Consider the following 19,763-nt stretch of genomic DNA (forward strand, 5'->3'; position numbering starts at 1 on the left):
TCAATGAAATCACTACATAAAACAAGCTTGCTCGTATGTGTAACCATCCTCGTTTTTTTTGGATCTGTTGGGGTTATCGCGTATTGGCCAGCAATTTCACAAATTATTGCAATGAATACAACCCCTAAGGAGGAACCAGCGTTCGTCGATCCATTTTCGTACGATCCTCCGTTGGCTTCCTATGTAAAGGACTTGAACCCTGTATATAAGATTCAAGCTGAATTACATACGTCTGAAGCAAAAATAACCGGAAAAATGACCCTGGAGTTTGACAACCCGAAAACACCAGATGTGCGACTGTATATTTACGACTATCTGTGGAACAAAATGACGGTGAAGTCTATTCGCTACAAAGACAAGCCACTATCTTTTGAACGTGGACAATCGCTCGTGAAGCTGGCAAATCCATTGGGGAGCGAGCTTCGTGGCGCCTTGACTATTGAGTTTGAGAACCCGGTTCCGCGTAGAGGCACACGTTTTGGAGTGAAAGACGATATCTGGACGCTGACTACATGGTACCCGATGCTCGGTGCCCAAAATCAAAAGGGTGTTTGGTATGAACCGCCGCAACGAGTAGATTTTGGTGATCCATTCGTCTACCACTATGCGGATTACGATGTGTCCTTTACCTCGCCACAAGGCTACCAATGGGTCAGCTCATGGGGCAGAGGGCAAGCGAAGACAGTCGGTGGCAGTAAGCAGCAAGTCCATTATCAAGCAAATAATCTGCTGAATTTTGCATTGGTGGGCAGTCCGCTTTATCACATTGAAACGATTCAATTCGCGCCGAACTTATCAGTAGATATTGCTTCGGTTGATAAAGGAAACATTGAACGAATCAAGACCATTGCACAATCGGTATTCCCTACTTTCATCGACATGTATGGACCGTTGCCGTATCCACACGTCGCGATTGCAGAAACAAGTACAGGAACGACGTATGCGATGGAATACGCCAACCTCGCCATTTTCAAAAGAGATATGCATCATAACAATCTGATCGATCATTGGCTTCCGCACGAGGTTGGACATCTTTGGTGGTACAACAGCGTGGCTACATTGGAGTCCTCTCATGGATGGCTGGATGAGGGGCTGGTGGAGCTCGGCGTGTATCACTACATGCAGAAGCGATATGGTGCACAGTCAGCTACGACGCTGTTAGATGAATACAATCGTGATGTCAAAAGATTGCAGGAGCGCTATCCGAATGGCAAGCTGGACAAGCCGCTGCAGAAATTTGCTACGGAAGAGGAGTTTAAGCTGACGTGGTATTCACGAGGAGCACTCCTGTTTGACAATCTTCGCCGCAAAATCGGTGACGATGCCTATAAACGCTTCTTGCAGCGTGTCCAGCAAAATTATCATGGCAGTGTCATTGGCGCAGAGCATCTCGATCAGGCGTTGGGACAAACCTTGCAAGGAGAAGCAAAATACTTCACCCTGCATACAAACAATCCGAATAAAACTGGATTTGGCGAAGTTCAATTGGAGCCCTATATCACAACGATCATTAACAACATGAGCTTTTATCCATCGATTCCGGCACGGGTAACCCAGAATACGGTGTACATTCCGCTTCGAGAGCTCGGTGAGAAAATGGGCTTAGCCATTGGCTGGGATGAAGAAAAACAAATGATCCGCGTGAAAGGAAATGGACGCGAGGTATTTATAAAGGAACGAGAACGCTTTGCTGTTGTAGATGGGAAGCGAATGGATTTAGGCAGCCCGTTAATCGAAATCAAAGAACGTACGATGGTTCCACTTTCCTTTTTTGAAAAAGCCTTGGGATATGAGACCCAGTACAATCAGCAGCAAAAAACAGTGAAGATTAATACCAGTACGATTGGAAAGGCGGCAGAAACAAAATGATGAATCTGGTGTTGGTCGGATTTATGGGAACAGGAAAAACCACGGTGGGAGCCGCACTCGCTGCTTCTTTAGGAATGAAGCACAAGGATTTGGATCATGCGATTGTGGAGAGTGAAGGCCGCAGCATACCAGACATCTTCGCTGATCAAGGAGAAGCGTATTTCCGAGGTGTCGAGACCAAGTGCCTCGCGCAATTACTCGACGAAGATCCTCAGGTATTAACTACCGGGGGTGGAGCCGTATTACGGCAGCAAAACGTAGAGATGATGCTTGCCCATGGCATTGTGATCGCACTGCATGCCACGGAAGAGGAGCTCATCAAGCGTTTGGAAAATGATTCTGGCCGCCCTTTACTTGCAGGAGGAGTAGCGGCAAGGGTACGAACACTCATGGCAGAGCGGGCTGGCGTGTATGATTTCGCCCCAATTCAAGTGGATACAACGGGAAAGAGCCTTTCGGATATCGTAATGGAAATTACGAACCAGGTGGTTGAAAGAACACAAGGCGGGGAACAATAGTGGGGACAGCGCTTGCGCCGTGGTGTGAATCCGCGAGTACGAAGGAGGTCAAGTGCGATGTCCTTTCAGGAATATTTAAAGTACCTGACAAAACTGTTTGTTCAGTACATGGATACACCAAAAGATGAACGCCGTTTGCGTAAGACGCCACGAGAGTCCTGGTCGTCTCGCTGGTTTGGAGCCATTCCTATGTCGATTCGACTATTGTGGCGTAAATAAACGGTCCTTCAACCTACCATGAACGAAGACGGAGGGTGCATATGGCGAGAGTAGCGGTAGAAAATTCCCTGTCTGAAGTGAGCAACATGCTTCGTCAAAATGGTTACGATGTCGTTGATCTGGGCAACTGGCAGCAAGTAGTAGATGCGATTGTCATTACAGGTCAGGATATCAACGTACTGGGTAATCAAAACAAAACGATAACAGGTGCTCCCGTCATCAATGCTGAGGGAATGACGGTTAATGAAGTTTTTCATGCCGTACATGAACGTCTGTCTCCAACGAACCATCGCTGAATAAAAAACAAGCTCTCCAACCGGTTACTCGGCAGGAGAGCTTGTTTCGTTTACGAAAAAACGTCCGACCCGATGAGCATACGAGTACGGGACAAAACGCAGGCCTTCATCCCATACACCAACGTACGCATTCTGGTCATTCCACAAATGCAGGGACCCAACAACAAAAGGAGCCAATACTTGCGACTGATGAATGGGAACGGCCAAAGTTACTGGCGAGCTGCTCTCTTGCTGCCACAATTGGTTCCAGGATACGTCAGTACCAGGTGTACTCATTTGGCTTACCCATCCAATATGATCGAAAGGATCAGCCTCGGTTGCGTTTAGGATACGCATCTGTGTGAGGCGTTGTCCATTTTGTATGAGCTTTTCACCTGCGTATGTGTTAATGGCAGGCTGACTAACTTCAAAGGATGTGGGATACATCTCTCCCGTTTTTGCATTGACCATTTGTGAGTCTGGCTTCTGGGTGATCAGCCAGTGGGAAGCGAATCCGTCATAGACAGGCTCCGCTGCGATTTCTTTTGGAGCAAAGGCGTCATCGAACAAGATATATTCACCCACACCATATTCAAGCAGAACAAACTTCTCATGCGAAGAAGAGTCAGGTGACCCACCAATGACCAAATAGCCTACTTGCTTGTCCGCTTTTTTTATACTCACCAGCCATTGATGCTGACCTGCTCCAAGCGTTTGCACGTCCGTCTTTGCGTCCTGCCACTGCTTGAATTGAGGGTCTCGGCTTGAGATGGCATCCATCCATTCTCGAATTTGTGCTTGGAATTGTTGGTCCCAGCTGGCTTCGTCCTGCGCAGAAACGGGTAAAGAAAGCAGCATTATGGACAGAAGAGCTGCGAATAAAGGAAGAATACGTCTGGTCACAATTATGCACCACCTTTTGTAAAGGCTTAACCTATTCCTATTGTAACCAGCTATGACAAAAAGATTTGTTGCAACATGTCTTTTCCCTCTCACATTTTCTCGTTGATCTTTTACATGATTCGCCCGGATGCGGGGAGATGCCGCATGCTTTTCGATTTAGACGACCGTACGAGTGGGGGAGTGGAAGATAAATAAAACAAGCCGCCGTTGATGAACTGAACCTCGATTCGCGGCTCGTATTGCCAAGCCAGCTCGTCTTTGCGCCGTTGTCTTTCCTCGTCTGGCGTGCTTTTTTTCCATTCCGCTAGATTGATTTCTTCGCGTGGGGTGACCTGAATCCCGTTTGCACGTAAAAAGTCGAGGATTCGCCCGCCAGTAGACCGATATTCGTCAAAAGTCATAGTCTGTTCGACAGGAGCTGGAGCAGCTGGTTCAGGATCAGGCTCAGGAAGAGGCTCAGGAAGAGGTGCTTCCTCCTCACCTTCATCGGTTTGCTCATTTTGTGGTTCGCGTCGTGCCAATTCTTCATAGTACGCTTCCAAAATGGCCAACTCTTCCGTCAAACGTGTACGAGCCTCCTGCGCCCATTGTTGATCTTCTTGTTCCAAGGTACGCTCGACTTCCTGTTGGGCCATCTGGAGTGCTTCCTGGATCGTTACTTTTCGATCCAGTGTGTAATAGTAATCGGGGATCGCCGGGGTCAAGGAAAGCTGAAATAAAAACGAAGGAAAATCAGTCACAATCCGTGGCTGGTGCAAATTGATCCCCACGTACAAAAGAATGTCACGACGCTTGTCACAAAGCAGCGAAACCTTCAAGTTAATCCCGAGCCAAGGGACGAGAGGAGTAGAGCGACGCTTTCCGGCATTGCCAAGAATGCCTGCTTGTTGTTCGTACATACAGACAAAGCTGCCATGCTTCTTGGCTGAAGCGAAAATTTGCTGCATGCGTGCTGCTCCTAGATGCAGATGCTCCGACCGCAACCCTTCAGGCATACGGTCCGGATGAAAAGCAAAGGTGAGCACTAACGGCTGATATGCTAAATTCATCTTGTCCACCCAGCTCCAGTAAAAAGGGCGATTGCCAATATCCTTGTCCACCTCGACAGGGAGCTTGACTGTCAAATATTCCGGGTGTGCTTCGACGATATGGGCAGAAAACGTCGCCATATAGCGCTCGACAAATTGTCTGACCTGTTGTTGCTGCATCAGGAGACCTCTTTTCTTTTTTCGTTTCCAGCATGGAACTATTGGTCAGCTGCCTCAGAAAGCGGGACCTCTGCTTTGGTTATTTTGCTTGCCCGAATGGCATGTCCCATATTATCCAGCTTCAATGCCATTTCTTTGGAGGAGCGGGAATCCATAATGATTTGAATCAAATTATCCTCCAAGGAATGACTCAGATTCAGGCGTTCGACAATATCGTCGAGTTCACCGATGACCATTTCAAATAGGTCGATTTTTTCATAAAGCAGCTTGAGAATATGCTCCTCGATGGTGCCTACCGTTGATAAGTTGTAAATATGCACATCTCTTTTTTGTCCCAGACGATGGACGCGACCGATTCTTTGCTCCACCCGCATCGGATTCCAAGGCATGTCGTAATTGATCACCTGATTACAGAACTGCAAATTGATGCCTTCTCCGCCTGCTTCTGTCGCGATCAACACTTGCGCACGATTTTGGAAAAGATCTGTCATCCAGTCCTTTTTACTGCGTTTAAAGCCACCGCGGAAGGGGACAGAAGTGATGCCATGGTCGTGTAAATACTTTTGCAGGTAGTTTTGTGTTGCCCGGTACTCCGTGAAAATGATCACTTTGTCGTTGATTTGTTGTATGAGCTCAACCGTCTTCGCTGCTTTGGAATGCGTCTCAATTTGCTTGATCAATTCGACTAGCTCGAGAATCTGCGAGCGCAACGGAGAATCCTCGCCTGTACGTTGATGCATGTTGTACAACGTCATAAACGCGGCTTCCTTACTCGAACAGACCTCACGCTGCAAGGTGATCAGGGCAAGAGAGTTGAATCCGCCCACGCCAAGCCCTGTCTGATATTGCTCGCGAACAAAGCGAGTCACGCCTTCGTACAAGGTCATCTCTTCCGAAGACAGGTCAATCGGAATCGACTGAACACGACGACTGGTGAATTGAATGCCACCATCGCTTCGCTTATTCCGAATCATGACCTTTTCAATTTCTTCCCGTAATTTCTCGCTGTTTTTGGATTGGCGTTTGCCTTCTACGTAATTGGTTGAGAAGGTGGAATTATGACCAAGGTGACCTGGCTTCAGCAAATTGATCAAGTTGTACAGCTCGTCCATTTCGTTTTGTATGGGCGTTGCTGTTAGCAGCAGGCAATATTTTTTGCGAATCTCCTTGACGAACTGATAGTTGCGTGTCCGTTTATTTTTGAGCTTATGAGCCTCGTCAATGATCAGCATGTCGTAGTCGATGTCGAGAACGTGACGCCTGTGAGGATCTCTTTTTGCTGTATCAATTGAAGCAACAACGACGTCGTGCTGCCGCCACATATATTCTTTCTTTTGTGCCACAGCAGAAATGCCGAATTTTTGATGCAGCTCTTTTGTCCATTGAATGACGAGCGAAGCCGGAACCAGAACGAGAATTTTTTTAGCCAAACCGCGAACCATGTACTCTTTCATGATTAGGCCTGCTTCAATCGTTTTTCCCAGACCGACTTCATCAGCGAGGATGGCACGTCCGCGCATTTCTAACAGGACACGCTTAGCGGTCTCTAACTGATGGGGAAATGGGGACAGGAGAGGAAGGTATTTCAGGCACTGTAGCTGATCAAATTCACGAACAGCCATGGCTTCTTCGGCTTCCAGGGTAAGCTTGAACAGCTCCCATTTATCCCAAGGGCCATCTTCTTGCATACGTTCTGTCAGCGGATTGATCCAACTCGTATCAAATGAAACGGGAACATTCGGCATATATGATACTCCTTTACATAGCTCTGCCATAACTTTCATGTGGAGTGCAGAAAAACTGAACGTTCTTCTATTGTCAATTCATTTTGTTAAGTTTTTATGAATCTGACTGTTAATTTGTATATTTTCAACTTCGGACTCTCATGGTAGGATAAAGAGGTAGTTCATCCATTAGTATGGAAATGATAGCAAAAACTTATGTATGACCATGAAACCACCGCGAATGAAGGTAGTAGGGAGAGACTGCTAGAAGCACAGCAGCGCCGAAGGAGCAAGCCGGTAACGGTGAATCTCTCAGGCAAAAGTACCTCTACTGGACGCAACTCTGGAGAGAGCTCACAAACGAGCCACCAAAGGGGAAACTTGCAAGTGGGGATTGTTTACGCCTCACGTGATTGGCAAGGTAACTCTCAGGTACCAAGGACAGAGGAGGAGAAATGGGCACCATTATTTTGGTGTACCCGTTTTTCCTCCTCTGTTTTGTTTTGGAAAATGTTCACAGGAGGTGCCACATGTCCAATTTGAAACGTACGCCACTATTTGATTCTTATGCAAAGTATGGCGCGAAAACCATCGACTTCGGTGGTTGGGATCTGCCGGTGCAGTTTACAAGCATTGGTCAAGAGCATGAAGCCGTTCGGACAAAAGCTGGTCTATTTGATGTTTCCCATATGGGAGAAGTGGACGTAAAAGGGGAAAACGCTCTTTCTTACCTCCAGCGTGTGACAACCAATGACGTGTCCAAGCTGGCAATCGGGCAAGCGCAGTACAGCGTGCTTTGCTACCCGGATGGCGGTACAGTGGATGATCTGCTTGTGTACAAGTATGCAGATGATCATTACCTGCTCGTCATCAACGCGGGGAATATCGACAAAGACTATGCGTGGCTAGAAGAACATTTGATTCCAGGCGTAACAATTGAGAATATTTCGCCACAGACAGCACAAATCGCGATTCAAGGTCCTTTGGCAGAATCCATCCTTCAGAAGTTGACGACCACGGACTTGTCTCAAATCGGCTTTTTCCGCTTTGAGCGTGATGTGCTAGTGAGCGGCATTCCGGCATTGGTTTCTCGCACTGGCTACACAGGCGAGGATGGCTTCGAGATTTATTTGGCTGCAGATCGTGCCGCTGAGCTGTGGGACATCTTGCTCGACGCGGGAAAAGAAGAAGGTCTCTTGCCGTGTGGTCTCGGTGCGCGTGATACGCTTCGTTTTGAAGCCAAGCTGCCACTGTACGGCCAAGAGCTCAGCAAAGACATTACGCCGATCGAAGCGGGCATTGGCTTTGCTGTCAAGGTTGACAAAGAAGTGCCGTTCATCGGTCAAGAAGTATTGAAGGCACAAAAAGAAAACGGTGCTCCACGCAAGCTTGTAGGGATCGAGATGATCGACCGTGGGATTCCGCGCACGCATTACCCAGTCTATGTGGGGGAAGAGCTCGTCGGTGAAGTGACGACGGGAACACAATCTCCAACCTTGAAGAAGAACGTCGGTCTTGCTCTCGTAAAAACCGAGCATGCTGCGTTAGGTACACAAGTAGAAGTAGAAATTCGCGGAAAACGTCTCAAAGCAGAAGTCGTTGCCGCTCCATTTTATAAACGTCCAAAAAACTAAGCTACACACCATACATCCTTTTAGAGGAGGACAACGTCCGTGAAATACCGCTACCTGCCCCAAACTGATCAGGACAAGCGCGAAATGCTGGAAACCCTCGGCATTTCGAGCGTAGAAGAATTGTTTGCTGATATTCCGGAAGAAGTGCGCTTCAAAGGTGCTTTGAATATTCCAGAAGCACTATCCGAGCCAGATTTGGTGAAGTATTTTACACGCCTCGCAAATAAAAACGTGAACTTCAGCACGCATGTCAACTTCCTTGGTGCGGGTGTTTATCAGCATTACGCTCCGAGCACAGTCAATCACATGCTGCTTCGCGGTGAATTTTTTACCGCTTATACACCTTACCAGCCAGAGATCAGCCAAGGTGAGCTACAAGCTATTTTTGAATTCCAGACCATGGTATGCGAGCTGACTGGCATGGAGGTAGCAAACTCCTCGATGTATGACGGCGCGACTTCTTTGGCAGAGGCAGCGATGATGGCTGCGGGTCACACTGGCAAAAAGCGCGTCATCGTTTCCCGTGCTGTACATCCAGAAGCGCGTGGTGTTTTGAAAACATATGCTTACGGACAAAACGTTGAGCTGGTTGAAGTAGGTATCAACAGCGATGGCGTTACGGATACGGCAGCACTGGAAGCACTCGTAGATGAAAATACAGCTGCGGTCATCGTGCAGTATCCGAACTTCTTCGGAAACGTAGAGGATTTGGCAGCGATTGAACCAATTGCACACGGAAAAGGTGCATTGTTCATTACATCCTCCAACCCGCTTGCTCTTGGCGTACTGGAAGCGCCGGGCAAATTGGGCGCAGACATCGTAGTGGGCGACATGCAGCCATTCGGTATCCCAGCATCCTTTGGCGGACCGCATTGCGGATACTTTGCGACGACAACCAAGCTGATGCGCAAAATGCCAGGTCGTATCGTCGGTCAAACAAAGGACGAAAATGGCAAGCGTGGCTTCGTACTGACGCTGCAAGCGCGTGAACAGCACATTCGTCGTGAAAAAGCGACATCTAACATCTGCTCGAACCAAGCGCTGCTGGCTTTGGCTGCTTCGATCACCATGACAGGACTCGGCAAGCAAGGTGTACAAGAGATGGCAATGATGAACCTGCAAAAAGCTCATTACGCCAAGAATGCTCTGCAAGCAAAGGGCTTGGAAATCGTATTCACATCACCGTTCTTCAACGAGTTTGTGGTGAAGCTGAACAAGCCAGTGGCCGAAGTGAACAAAGGGCTGCTCGCGGCAGGAATCATCGGTGGCTATGACCTCGGCCTCGACTATCCGGAGTTTGCGAATCACACCCTGCTTGCGGTAACAGAGCTACGTACCAAAGAAGAAATCGACACATTGGCGGCTGAATTGGAGGCGATCACACGTGCGTAACGACCAGGAAAAAGCACTGATCTTTGAAATGAGCAAACCAGGCCGTGTGGGCTACAATTTGCCGGCATTGGATGTACCAGAAGTAGAAGTAGCAAGCCTTTTGCCGAAGCACCTGATCCGCGAAACACCGGCTGAGCTGCCAGAGGTGTCTGAGCTGCAATTGGTTCGTCACTACACAGAACTGTCTCGTCGCAACCACGGGGTAGACAATGGCTTCTATCCGCTCGGTTCTTGCACGATGAAATACAACCCGAAAATCAACGAAGACGTTGCCCGTTACGCAGGCTTCGCACAGACACATCCGTACCAACCAGAAGAAACTGTACAGGGCGCATTGGAGCTGTTGTACAACCTGCAAGAAGAACTGGCTGAAATCACAGGGATGGACGCGGTTACGCTGCAACCAGCCGCTGGTGCTGCGGGTGAGTGGACAGGTCTGATGATGATTCGTGCCTACCACGAGAGCCGTGGAGAAGCCCATCGTACCAAAGTAATCGTGCCGAACTCTGCACACGGTACGAACCCGGCATCTGCTGCTGTAGCTGGCTTGGATACCGTAACCATTGCTTCTGACGAGCGTGGATTGGTCGACATTCAGGCGCTGCGTGATGCGGTTGGTCCTGACACAGCTGCCTTGATGCTGACAAACCCGAATACACTGGGATTGTTTGAAGAAGATATCGTGGAAATGGCGAAAATCGTCCATGAAGCTGGCGGTCTGTTGTACTACGATGGTGCGAATGCGAACGCGATTTTGGGAATTGCACGTCCGGGAGACATGGGCTTCGACGTCGTGCATCTGAATTTGCACAAAACGTTTACAGGTCCTCACGGCGGTGGCGGTCCAGGTGCTGGTCCGGTCGGCGTGAAGAAAGTGCTCGAGCCGTTCCTGCCTACACCAATCGTAGCGAAGAAGGAAGACGGTAGCTTCTACTGGGACAGCAATCGCCCGGCTTCCATCGGCCGCGTAAAAGGCTACAACGGAAACTTCGGTATCCTCGTTCGTGCGTACAGCTACATCCGTACAATGGGTCCAGAAGGCTTGCTGCAGGTATCGCAAAATGCGGTGCTCTCCGCCAACTACATGATGCGCCGTCTGGCAACGGCTTATCATCTGCCATTTGACCGCGTCTGCAAGCACGAGTTCGTCCTGTCCGGCGTGATCCAGAAGAAGCTGGGCGTACGCACACTCGATATTGCAAAACGCTTGCTCGACTTCGGCTACCACCCGCCAACGATCTACTTCCCATTGATCGTAGACGAGTGCCTCATGATCGAACCGACCGAAACCGAGACGAAAGAAACGCTCGACGAGTTCATCGACGTCATGCTGCAAATTGCCCGCGAATGCGAGGAAACACCAGAAATCGTTCAGGAAGCTCCTCATACGACTGTGGTCAAACGTCTGGATGAAGCGACAGCAGCGAGAAAGCCGATTCTTCGCTATCAACCACAAGCATAATCATATTTCCCAGCAAAAGTCGCCTGTTGTTACGGGCGGCTTTTCTTTCCGATTGATGCTATCATGGGGTAAGAAGTAGCAGGGGAGGATTCGAGCCGAATGAAGAAAAGGATTGCCTTTACAGGTGGAGGCTCGGCAGGTCATGTTACCGTGAATCTTGCACTCATGCCCTACTTTATCAAGATGGGCTGGGAAGTGGCCTACATTGGTTCTGTGACGGGGATCGAACGAGAGCTGGTCGCAAGCTTACCCGAGGTTCGCTATATCGGGATATCTTCGGGAAAACTGAGACGTTATTTTGATTGGAAAAACGTGAGTGACCCATTGCGAGTCCTAAAAGGCGTCTGGCAAGCTTTTCGTTTTCTAGGGAAGTGGAAGCCAGATGTGATTTTCTCCAAAGGGGGCTTCGTTTCCGTGCCGGTCGTGTTTGGGGGATGGCTAAATCGTCTTCCTGTCGTCATCCATGAATCCGATCTGACGCCAGGGCTCGCGAATAAACTAGCTGTTCCTTTTTCCAGCAAGGTGTGCGTCACATTCCCAGATACGCTATCTCATGTGCCGAAAAACAAAGGGATTCACGTAGGCGCAGTTGTGCGAGAGGAGCTTAAGCAGGGACGAAGAGAAGCGGGTCTGTCATTCTGCTCCTTTTCTGCACAGAAGCCTGTCCTGCTTGTTGTGGGTGGAAGCTTGGGAGCACGGAGAATCAACGAGGCGGTACGCCATATGCTCACTTCTTTGCTCGAACATTTTTCTATTGTACATATTTGCGGCAAAAATCAGGTGGATGATACGATTCAGATGGCAGGCTACAGGCAATTCGAGTACGTACAGGAACAATTGCCAGACCTGCTGGCGATGGCTGATCTTGTCGTGTCACGTGCAGGCTCCAATGCGATTTATGAGTTTTTAGCCCTGCAAAAGCCGATGCTCTTGATCCCGTTGTCTCGTGAAGCAAGTCGGGGCGATCAGATTTTAAATGCACAGTCCTTTGAAAAGCAGGGCTTGTGTCATGTGCTGCTGGAAGAAGAGCTGACGGATGATCGCTTCTATCAAGCGGTGCTTCATTTGCAAAAGAACAGCAAGTCCATCTTACAGCGAATGCGCGAAGAAAACGAAAAGACGGCAGATGCATTGGCACAGGTCATAGCTATTTTACAGGAGACAGCTCGCCCTGGTTAGCCTATCAGAGGCTTGCCGTCCTTCGTGTCAGGTCGTACAATGAAGGCGTTGTGAATGAGGAGGTACATACATGGAACAGTGGCGCTATATCGTGACAGAAGCAATGTCACCTGCGATGAATATGGCAGTAGATGAAGCAATTTTACAGATGCACAGTGAAGGAAAGGTACCCCCGACTGTACGTTTTTACACATGGGACCCGGCTACGCTATCAATTGGTTACTTCCAAAAGGCGATCAAGGAAATCAATCTGGAGGAAGTGCAAAAGAGAGGACTGGGCTTTGTCCGCAGAGCGACTGGGGGGCGGGCCGTTCTTCACGATCAGGAGCTGACGTACAGTGTGATCGTATCCGAAGATCATCCGAAAATGCCTTCGAGTGTGACGGAAGCTTACAAAATCATTAGCTTGGGACTGTTGCACGGCTTCCAAAACCTTGGGCTCTCAGCAGAAATGGTCTCCTTGGCGAGTGAAGAGGAGAAAGAGAAGTATAATTCTCCAGGGTCATCTGCTTGCTTTGATTCTCCCTCCTGGTATGAGCTTGTCGTAGAGGGGAAAAAAGTAGCAGGAAGCGCCCAAACGCGACAAAAAGGTGTGATTCTTCAGCACGGCTCTATTTTGCTTGATATGGACGTAGATTTGCTATTCTCGCTCTTGCATTTCCCATCAGAGCGGGTCAAGCAACGGATGATCGATAGCTTCCGTCAAAAAGCGGTGACGATCAACGAAGTAAGCCCTCGTCCAATCAGTCTCCAAGAATCAATCGAGGCGTTTTCGAAGGGCTTTGCTTCCGGCTTGGAAGTGGAACTGATTCCTTCTACGCTAACGGATGAAGAACTCGCTTTGGCAGAAGAACTCGTCCAGACACGCTATGCCACAGACGAATGGAATCTGCGTCGATAATAAAGAGAAGCTCTCTCGGATGTAAGCACATACCGGGAGAGCTTCTTTTCTTACACAAGGACACTTGTGTTGATATGCTGTTCAAACAAGTCTTGTAGCTTGAGCACGACAGGTCCTGGCTGTCCGTTGCCAACTGCAACGCCATCGACTGAAATTAGCGGCATGATTTCTGCGGTTGTACTAGTGAGGAACACTTCATCTGCTTGCTGCAAGAAGGCGATGTCAAAATCCTCCTCATGTACAATGATGCCATTTTCCTTTGCCAAATCAATAACCACTTGGCGTGTAATCCCGTGCAGAATCAAGTTATCAGCCTGATGCGTATACAGCTCGCCATTTTTTACGACAAACAAATTGGAGGCGCTGCATTCTGTAATGACGCCATTGCGATGCAAAATGGATTCTTGGGCACCCGCATCCTTTGCATATTGTTTAACAAGAACGGCGCCTAACAGATTGAGCGTTTTAATATCGCAGCGTAGCCAGCGAATATCTTCTATGAGCTGTGCTGTCCAGCCTTTTTTCATATCTGCGACAGGGCGATCCTTGCGACGGACAAAGCCCATGATCACAGGCTTGATGCCAGCCGGAATATCATGTACACGCGGAGAGGCGCCACGAGACACTTGCAGGTACAGGCTTGCGTCGTCATTCTCAGTGATATTGTTCTTCTCGATTAATTGATTAGCTAAGTCCGTCAGCTCGTCTGCACTCCAAGGAAGCTCCATTTTAATTTCTTTGGCACTTCGAAACAACCGGGTAAGGTGACCATCCCATTGGTACATGCGCCCTTTATAAATGCGAACGACCTCATAGATCCCATCTCCGAAGTTGTAACCACGGTCTTCTGGATTAACCGCGACTTGCCCGTCTTCTACCCATTTTCCATCTACATAAAGCATGCTACGTCCCCCTCTATTCATTCCAACCCGTTTCTTACCAACGGTTTTTTTGTTGATTCAACATTAGCAAAATCGCAGGACTAAGGTCAATTTGAAAGTCGCCTTTTCGTTATCAATAATTTTACGGTAAGAAGCACGTTTCTATTAAGATTTCATATGGAGGCGAATCTCTTGAAAAATCGACGTGATGTAACCGTGTGTGGAATCCAGCAGAGATTTGGGCAGAAGAACAACGAAAGCTGTCCAGCGGTGGCGTTGCGTGATGATATTTGACTAACTATTCTGACTAGACGCTTTTTGTCGCAACAGCCCATAATAAATGCAAAGAGCGAAGGAGAGGGAGAATGCCATGCGATCTGTCCGTCATTATGCGCTATGTGCCCTGCTTGTATGTGGAACAATATTGCCATTACCTTTCCTTCCAGATGGTGCTCATGCAGAGGAGAATCAAGAGTGGATTGACACTGAACTCCTGTACAGTCATGTCGAGCAGCTGGCGAAAACAGCTCGCCCTCCTGCTACCGAGACGGAATTTGCCGCTGCTGTCTATGTCGAAAATACCCTTCGTTCCTACGGGTATCAGACGAAGCTGCATCCCTTTTCGTATTATACGTATCGAAAGCCTACGACCTTATCGCTGACCATGGAAGAATGGTCAGGTCAAAAATGGACAGTGAGCGGATTTACCTTTGGGATCAATGGTGCAGCGACAGCCGAAGTGGTGGATGCTGGCTTCGGACGTGCGGTAGATTTCGTGAATGATGCAGCGCGGGGTAAGATTGCGTTGGTCAAGCGAGGCGAGATTCCGTTCGGAGAAAAAGTACGCCAAGCAGCGGCTGCCGGAGCTGTGGCGATTATCATTTGGAACGATCGAGATGAAGTGTGGAACGCTACGCTGGGTGAACCGCTGGACATGGCTGTTCCCGTGATTTCCCTGTCGATGGCAGACGGCAGGAAGCTCCAAAAACGAATCATGGACAAGCAACAGGTAAAAGGAACCGTAAAGGTAGAGGGGGCCGTATCGAGCAAGCAAACCTCGTATAATATTGTGGCAAGCAGGAAGCCCAATCAAAACGACACAGGTCAAGTCGTCATCGTATCCGCTCATCATGACTCCGCCGGATTATCGACAGGAGCGAATCACAATGCTTCAGGGGTAGCATCCTTACTCGAGATCGCGCGTAATATGGCAGACAAGCCGATCGATACGGAAGTGAGGTTCGTCAGCTTCGGTGCCGTTACTTCTGGGAGCAGAGGACCGATTGCTTATGCGAATTCCTTATCAGCAAAAGACAAACAAGCCATCATAGCAGCCTATTATGTGAATGGAGTCGGCAGTCAAAAGGGAGAGTTGCATGCAACTACAGCTACGGGCAGCGAGAATTTGTCTGTCCAATTACTGAGTGCAGCCGGAGTGTCTCATTCTGACAAGGGCTGGACGAGAGATCCAAACAACGCAGCGGGCTCTTTGTCAGCAGCGGGTATATCTGTGGCTCTAGTGACGAGGGAAATGGCAAGTGCTGGCACTGAACAAGCAACTGATGACTCTGTAGCACGCATCGATCGGGAACAAATCGCAACGGCAACGAAGGCGATCCTTTCAGCGATAAACAAAATGACAGATTACACAACTCCGGCTTATCAGCTGCGATCTCCTGGTGGAGGGCAGCAGAAGGCAGAGGGTGAAGCTGTGCAGTGAACGTCTCCTTCGGGGGACGTTTTTATTTATGGAAAATAAGAGCGCATTCACGCGAAAAGGTGGACAAGGTTTTCTTGACCACCGGAGCTTATCTGCTTCTTTTTCGATTAAACTTGACGCTTCCAAACATACCAGCCCATTAAGAACATGCCACAATAGGTGGCTCCACTCGCAACTACCGAAACACTCCATGGGATTACCAGTGGGGTGATAGCGAATACGAAGACGGTGAGCAGCATGACGACAATTAGTGGTAGCATCTGTAAATGCTGTCGTGTCGCAATTGGATGTGCCAGTGAGTACAGTAGGGCTGCCAGGATGACTCCGCCCTGAGCGAGCGAGAGTATGGCCAGAAGCCAATCTCCACCAGTCATCATCAGCATTAGGATTTGTTTGACAGGTAGCACCGAGGCGTGTGCATCATGCCAGTGGGCAAGCAGGATAGCTTGACCTAACATCGTGAACAAAAAGAAGAGGGTGGCTCCGATTACAGCCCCGAGCTGAACGGTTCGCTCACTCGCCGCACGTACTGCCAAGGGGAGAGTGGTAGCCAAGCTGATGAGGAAATGCAAGGCTAGGAAAAAAACAGCGTGAATGATCCAGTTCAAATTCATCTGATAACCCAAATTGGGTATAGGGACATGCGATTGTGAGCCGAAGATCACTCCGAAAAATAACAAACCGACTGAAAGAGATAGGGCTGTTGCAGTGACAATCCATCTCCAACGATTTATGATAAAGAAGATGACAGCAATGGACAGAAGGATGAACCATAAAGGCGAGACTCCCTCCAAGAGGAACTCTGCCTGTTGGCCAAGCATGACGCCTGCATAGCCCAATAGCAGAATGTGGGTAATCACGGACAGGCTAGAAGCGAACGCCTCACCGCACAATACATAGTACAGCTCGTAAAGGGAGCGAATTTGCTTGCGGTGGCAAAAGGTCAAGAGCTGGACACCGAACCATCCGAGGCCAAGAGCAGAAAGAGCGATGCCAATCGTCCCCCAGGAACCGAAAAAAGTAAAAAAACGCAACCACTCATATCCACCCAAATAGTATCCGCCTAACGCGGAGCCTGCAAAAAGCACGGCGATATGCCAAGCGATTTTGTCCATAGGCATCATCCTCACTTGCAACTTGGTACAAGTGTATGAGACAAACAGGTATGTTCAGAACAGACGATAATAAATAAACATTTATGTTTACAAAATATACTTATTGGAATATAATAAGCAACATACCAGTATTTAGTTTAATCGATGAGGTGAAACCATGAAGATCGTAGGAATAGCCGGAAGCATGAATGCCAATTCTACAACAAAACAAGCGATTCACATTGTACTCGAAGCAGCAAAGGCCGCAGGTGCCGAAGTTGAAATGATTCATCTCGCAGAGTGGAAGCTGCCGCTGTATGATGATCGTGAAGATACAAGTACCTATCCAGAAATTGTCCATCGTTTTGTGAAAGCCGTTTCCGAAGCAGACGGGCTTGTGATTGGCTCGCCTGAATACCATGGAACAATGACTGGCGCCTTGAAAAATGCCATTGATTTCCTGGAGGGACGCCAATTGCGTGACAAGCAAGTCGCGATTGTGGGCGTCGCTGGAGGAAGTATGGGGGCAACCAATACGGTAAATACACTGCAGCTGATCTTGCGCAATCTACATGCTTGGCCTTTGCCATCAAGCCCGACTGTCCCAAGTGCCTATAATGCATTTACAGAAGAGGGCAAGCTAAAGGATGAACGCTTGCAAGCACGCATGGAACAATTAGGCAAACAGCTTGTACAATTTGTCCAATTGATGAACCAAACGCCAGAAAAACAACTGCAATAGGTACTTTTCTCTTGCAAATGGTTCTCATTACACGGTATCATATTTCTACGTGCCTTTTTTGGCCTGATGAAATAACGGTTTGGAAATGAGGGGTTACAATGCCGCCGACGCCGAGTATGGAAGACTATTTGGAACGTATTTACAACTTAATTGAAGAAAAGGGCTATGCTCGTGTCTCCGATATTGCTGAAGCGTTGGAAGTCCATCCCTCTTCTGTTACGAAAATGGTTCAGAAGCTGGACAAAGATAAGTATCTCGTCTATGAAAAATACCGTGGACTTGTTTTGACGCCTAAAGGGAAGAAAATCGGAAAACGACTGGTGGATCGTCACAGCCTTCTGGAAGAATTTATGCGGATCATTGGCTTGGATGAAGAGCATATTTATCAGGATGTGGAAGGAATCGAGCACCATCTTAGTTGGGAATCGATTTCATGTCTGGAGTATCTGGTTCAGTACTTCCAGGCAGATCCAGTGCGAATAGAAGAGCTTCGTAACATTCGATTGATAGATGAGCAAAAAGAGGAATAGTCTATATCTTTATCGTATTTAAGCGCAAGCCGACCAGGCTTGCGTTTTTCTTTGTCGTAACGGAAAAGCTGTCGACTTATACATGGAGAAGAGGGAGGTGCGCTCAAGGCTGTTCAAAAAGTCGTCGTTGACTATTGAACACGCATTTTTAGGGAGGGAAACAAAGTGAGAGCGGATGCAGTCTTTGAAGGTGGTGGCGTAAAAGGAATCGCTTTTATCGGTGCCTTGCAAGTCATGGAGGAGAATGGATATACATGGGAGAGGCTCGCTGGTACTTCGGCTGGCTCCATTGTAGCGGCCTTGCTCGGCGCAGGATATTCCAGCCATGAATTGAAACCGATCTTTGAAGAGCTGGATTACCTTCACTTTCTCAAGCGCTCAGGAATAGGCAGGCTCCCTTTCCTTGGGCCAATCTATGAACTAGTTGTTCGGGAAGGTATTTTTCGTGCAGACCGGATTGAATTGTTCATAGAGGATTTGTTACGGCGAAAAGGAGTCCGAACATTCGGAGATCTCCCTCCTGGTAAACTGAAGATTGTCGCATCCGATGTCACTGACGGAAAGATGCTCGTGTTTCCTGAAGATTTGGCACGGTATGATGTAGAACCAGAACATTTTCCTATTGCGCGAGCAGTTCGCATGTCCTCCTCGATTCCATTCTTTTTTCAGCCTGCCAAGCTGACAGCTGCTGGGCATGTCCACTACATCGTAGATGGCGCATTATTGAGTAACTATCCGGTGTGGTTATTTGATGTACCTGGTACGCCTAGATGGCCGACGATCGGTTTTCGACTGAGCGATGATCAAGACAAGCGTGAAGAGACCAGCATCAAAGGCCTGTTTTCTTTCTCTCGTGGATTGCTGGCGACCATGCTTGATGCACATGACCGCTTGTATGTAGAAAAGGCAAAAGCTGTTCGGACCATTTTCATTCACACATTAGGCGTAAGGACCACCCAATTTCAGATGACGAAAGAACTGAGGCAACAACTGTTTGAATCGGGAGAGGCAGCAGCGCGTAAATTTTTGGTTCAATGGGATTTCGAAGATTACGTCAAGGTGTTTCGCAATAGCGCTCCGAAAATGCTGGTCTAATAAAAAAACAGGTCGCCGAATTAGGGCAACCTGTTTTTTGTGTTTAGTGGGAGATGTTATTTTGCGATTTTTCGTCCTGTTTCTCTTTGGATTTTCCTTTACTTCCTTCAATCACACGAAACGGATGATCTTTTCTAGGTGAAGACGACTGCTTCTTCACAGCTTGTCGAGCGACGGAAGGCTTAGGCTTTACCTTGACCTTTGGTTGTCTGGGTTTACCTGAGCCTGCCCCTTGTGAAAAGAAAGAGCCGGTTTGTAAATAGTTGCGCACGACCAAGAAAAGAACAATGGATAATCCCAAGATAATAATCGTACTGACAGGATCATTGATAAGCGTGATCAAAAATCCGTAAATCGCCAATATCATCACAATCAGAATCACTGGTGGTATGCGGCGTAACATAGGGCCTCACCTCT

19 protein-coding genes and 2 riboswitches are annotated in these 19,763 nt (G+C 48.3%); of the genes, 13 read left to right on the forward strand and 6 right to left on the reverse strand.

Annotation, left to right across the window (positions count from 1 at the left end):
• Nucleotides 1–3: 3 nt before the first annotated feature.
• The 4 genes from AB1L17_RS04850 to AB1L17_RS04865 are packed head-to-tail and all read left to right on the forward strand — an operon-like array spanning nucleotide 4 to nucleotide 2,902.
• Nucleotides 4–1,869, forward strand: coding sequence for a stalk domain-containing protein (locus AB1L17_RS04850; protein WP_412843502.1), 1,866 nt, complete (start codon nucleotides 4–6; stop codon nucleotides 1,867–1,869).
• On the forward strand, nucleotides 1,866–2,387 hold the full coding sequence (locus AB1L17_RS04855; RefSeq protein WP_412843503.1) for a shikimate kinase: 522 nt from the start codon (nucleotides 1,866–1,868) through the stop codon (nucleotides 2,385–2,387). The genes AB1L17_RS04850 and AB1L17_RS04855 overlap by 4 nt, the downstream gene beginning before the upstream one ends.
• Nucleotides 2,388–2,444: 57 nt before the next feature.
• Nucleotides 2,445–2,606, forward strand: coding sequence for a YqzE family protein (locus tag AB1L17_RS04860; protein ID WP_007725773.1), 162 nt, complete (start codon nucleotides 2,445–2,447; stop codon nucleotides 2,604–2,606).
• Between the two features lie 41 nt (nucleotides 2,607–2,647).
• Nucleotides 2,648–2,902, forward strand: coding sequence for a YkuS family protein (locus AB1L17_RS04865; protein ID WP_412843504.1), 255 nt, complete (start codon nucleotides 2,648–2,650; stop codon nucleotides 2,900–2,902).
• Between the two features lie 24 nt (nucleotides 2,903–2,926).
• Here AB1L17_RS04865 and AB1L17_RS04870 read toward each other — a convergent pair whose 3' ends face one another.
• From AB1L17_RS04870 to AB1L17_RS04880, 3 genes are all read right to left on the reverse strand, one after another.
• Entirely contained in the window at nucleotides 2,927–3,784 is an 858-nt protein-coding gene (locus tag AB1L17_RS04870) for a hypothetical protein (protein WP_412843505.1), read from the reverse strand.
• A 110-nt stretch (nucleotides 3,785–3,894) separates the two neighbouring features.
• On the reverse strand, nucleotides 3,895–4,992 hold the full coding sequence (locus AB1L17_RS04875; protein WP_412843506.1) for a YqhG family protein: 1,098 nt from the start codon (nucleotides 4,990–4,992) through the stop codon (nucleotides 3,895–3,897).
• A gap of 38 nt (nucleotides 4,993–5,030) precedes the next feature.
• Nucleotides 5,031–6,737, reverse strand: a complete 1,707-nt coding sequence (locus AB1L17_RS04880; RefSeq protein ID WP_412843507.1) for a DEAD/DEAH box helicase — start codon at nucleotides 6,735–6,737, stop codon at nucleotides 5,031–5,033.
• 221 nt (nucleotides 6,738–6,958) lie between these two features.
• Nucleotides 6,959–7,053, forward strand: a riboswitch (glycine riboswitch).
• A gap of 1 nt (nucleotide 7,054) precedes the next feature.
• Nucleotides 7,055–7,171: riboswitch (glycine riboswitch) on the forward strand.
• Nucleotides 7,172–7,246: 75 nt separating this feature from the next.
• Between AB1L17_RS04880 and gcvT the strand changes: the two genes are divergently transcribed.
• From gcvT to AB1L17_RS04905, 5 genes are all read left to right on the forward strand, one after another.
• A complete protein-coding gene (gene gcvT / locus AB1L17_RS04885) occupies nucleotides 7,247–8,350 on the forward strand; it encodes a glycine cleavage system aminomethyltransferase GcvT (RefSeq protein WP_412843508.1) in 1,104 nt (367 codons plus the stop codon).
• 39 nt (nucleotides 8,351–8,389) lie between these two features.
• Nucleotides 8,390–9,742: an aminomethyl-transferring glycine dehydrogenase subunit GcvPA gene (gcvPA, locus tag AB1L17_RS04890; protein WP_412843509.1), complete on the forward strand. Its 1,353-nt coding sequence runs from the start codon at nucleotides 8,390–8,392 to the stop codon at nucleotides 9,740–9,742.
• Nucleotides 9,735–11,204 (forward strand): aminomethyl-transferring glycine dehydrogenase subunit GcvPB, encoded by a 1,470-nt coding sequence (gene gcvPB, locus AB1L17_RS04895; RefSeq protein WP_412843510.1) that lies wholly within the window; start codon nucleotides 9,735–9,737, stop codon nucleotides 11,202–11,204. Before gcvPA ends, gcvPB begins: the two co-directional genes overlap by 8 nt.
• Nucleotides 11,205–11,303: 99 nt before the next feature.
• Entirely contained in the window at nucleotides 11,304–12,383 is a 1,080-nt protein-coding gene (gene murG / locus AB1L17_RS04900; RefSeq protein WP_412843511.1) for an undecaprenyldiphospho-muramoylpentapeptide beta-N-acetylglucosaminyltransferase, read from the forward strand.
• A 70-nt stretch (nucleotides 12,384–12,453) separates the two neighbouring features.
• Nucleotides 12,454–13,284, forward strand: coding sequence for an octanoyltransferase LipM (locus AB1L17_RS04905; RefSeq protein WP_412843512.1), 831 nt, complete (start codon nucleotides 12,454–12,456; stop codon nucleotides 13,282–13,284).
• Between the two features lie 50 nt (nucleotides 13,285–13,334).
• Here AB1L17_RS04905 and dat read toward each other — a convergent pair whose 3' ends face one another.
• A complete protein-coding gene (dat, locus tag AB1L17_RS04910; protein ID WP_412843513.1) occupies nucleotides 13,335–14,186 on the reverse strand; it encodes a D-amino-acid transaminase in 852 nt (283 codons plus the stop codon).
• Between the two features lie 349 nt (nucleotides 14,187–14,535).
• On the opposite strand from dat, the gene AB1L17_RS04915 reads away from it, so the two are divergent.
• Nucleotides 14,536–15,885, forward strand: coding sequence for a M28 family peptidase (locus AB1L17_RS04915; protein ID WP_412843514.1), 1,350 nt, complete (start codon nucleotides 14,536–14,538; stop codon nucleotides 15,883–15,885).
• A 107-nt stretch (nucleotides 15,886–15,992) separates the two neighbouring features.
• Here AB1L17_RS04915 and AB1L17_RS04920 read toward each other — a convergent pair whose 3' ends face one another.
• Nucleotides 15,993–17,000, reverse strand: a complete 1,008-nt coding sequence (locus AB1L17_RS04920) for a YkvI family membrane protein (RefSeq protein WP_412843515.1) — start codon at nucleotides 16,998–17,000, stop codon at nucleotides 15,993–15,995.
• A 157-nt stretch (nucleotides 17,001–17,157) separates the two neighbouring features.
• On the opposite strand from AB1L17_RS04920, the gene AB1L17_RS04925 reads away from it, so the two are divergent.
• The 3 genes from AB1L17_RS04925 (at nucleotide 17,158) to AB1L17_RS04935 (ending at nucleotide 19,346) form a co-directional block, all read left to right on the forward strand.
• Nucleotides 17,158–17,721 (forward strand): NADPH-dependent FMN reductase, encoded by a 564-nt coding sequence (locus AB1L17_RS04925; RefSeq protein WP_412843516.1) that lies wholly within the window; start codon nucleotides 17,158–17,160, stop codon nucleotides 17,719–17,721.
• A 98-nt stretch (nucleotides 17,722–17,819) separates the two neighbouring features.
• A complete protein-coding gene (gene mntR, locus AB1L17_RS04930) occupies nucleotides 17,820–18,251 on the forward strand; it encodes a transcriptional regulator MntR (RefSeq protein ID WP_412843517.1) in 432 nt (143 codons plus the stop codon).
• 165 nt (nucleotides 18,252–18,416) lie between these two features.
• On the forward strand, nucleotides 18,417–19,346 hold the full coding sequence (locus tag AB1L17_RS04935; RefSeq protein ID WP_412843518.1) for a patatin-like phospholipase family protein: 930 nt from the start codon (nucleotides 18,417–18,419) through the stop codon (nucleotides 19,344–19,346).
• 43 nt (nucleotides 19,347–19,389) lie between these two features.
• Here the strand turns inward: AB1L17_RS04935 and AB1L17_RS04940 are convergent, their stop codons facing one another.
• Nucleotides 19,390–19,749 (reverse strand): hypothetical protein, encoded by a 360-nt coding sequence (locus AB1L17_RS04940; protein ID WP_412843519.1) that lies wholly within the window; start codon nucleotides 19,747–19,749, stop codon nucleotides 19,390–19,392.
• Nucleotides 19,750–19,763: the final 14 nt, after the last annotated feature.

This window comes from Brevibacillus jepli (assembly GCF_047229145.1).
Lineage (GTDB): Bacteria > Bacillota > Bacilli > Brevibacillales > Brevibacillaceae > Brevibacillus.

Excerpts from the sequence above, each read along its gene's own strand:
- AB1L17_RS04850 (WP_412843502.1), top strand. The coding sequence starts at position 4 with ATGAAATCACTACATAAAACAAGCTTGCTCGTATGTGTAACCATCCTC.
- AB1L17_RS04855 (WP_412843503.1), top strand. The coding sequence starts at position 1,866 with ATGATGAATCTGGTGTTGGTCGGATTTATGGGAACAGGAAAAACCACG.
- AB1L17_RS04860 (WP_007725773.1), top strand. The coding sequence starts at position 2,445 with ATGTCCTTTCAGGAATATTTAAAGTACCTGACAAAACTGTTTGTTCAG.
- AB1L17_RS04865 (WP_412843504.1), top strand. The coding sequence starts at position 2,648 with ATGGCGAGAGTAGCGGTAGAAAATTCCCTGTCTGAAGTGAGCAACATG.
- AB1L17_RS04875 (WP_412843506.1), bottom strand. The coding sequence starts at position 4,992 with ATGCAGCAACAACAGGTCAGACAATTTGTCGAGCGCTATATGGCGACG.
- AB1L17_RS04880 (WP_412843507.1), bottom strand. The coding sequence starts at position 6,737 with ATGCCGAATGTTCCCGTTTCATTTGATACGAGTTGGATCAATCCGCTG.
- gcvT (WP_412843508.1), top strand. The coding sequence starts at position 7,247 with ATGTCCAATTTGAAACGTACGCCACTATTTGATTCTTATGCAAAGTAT.
- murG (WP_412843511.1), top strand. The coding sequence starts at position 11,304 with ATGAAGAAAAGGATTGCCTTTACAGGTGGAGGCTCGGCAGGTCATGTT.
- AB1L17_RS04905 (WP_412843512.1), top strand. The coding sequence starts at position 12,454 with ATGGAACAGTGGCGCTATATCGTGACAGAAGCAATGTCACCTGCGATG.
- dat (WP_412843513.1), bottom strand. The coding sequence starts at position 14,186 with ATGCTTTATGTAGATGGAAAATGGGTAGAAGACGGGCAAGTCGCGGTT.
- AB1L17_RS04915 (WP_412843514.1), top strand. The coding sequence starts at position 14,536 with ATGCGATCTGTCCGTCATTATGCGCTATGTGCCCTGCTTGTATGTGGA.
- AB1L17_RS04920 (WP_412843515.1), bottom strand. The coding sequence starts at position 17,000 with ATGGACAAAATCGCTTGGCATATCGCCGTGCTTTTTGCAGGCTCCGCG.
- AB1L17_RS04925 (WP_412843516.1), top strand. The coding sequence starts at position 17,158 with ATGAAGATCGTAGGAATAGCCGGAAGCATGAATGCCAATTCTACAACA.
- mntR (WP_412843517.1), top strand. The coding sequence starts at position 17,820 with ATGCCGCCGACGCCGAGTATGGAAGACTATTTGGAACGTATTTACAAC.
- AB1L17_RS04940 (WP_412843519.1), bottom strand. The coding sequence starts at position 19,749 with ATGTTACGCCGCATACCACCAGTGATTCTGATTGTGATGATATTGGCG.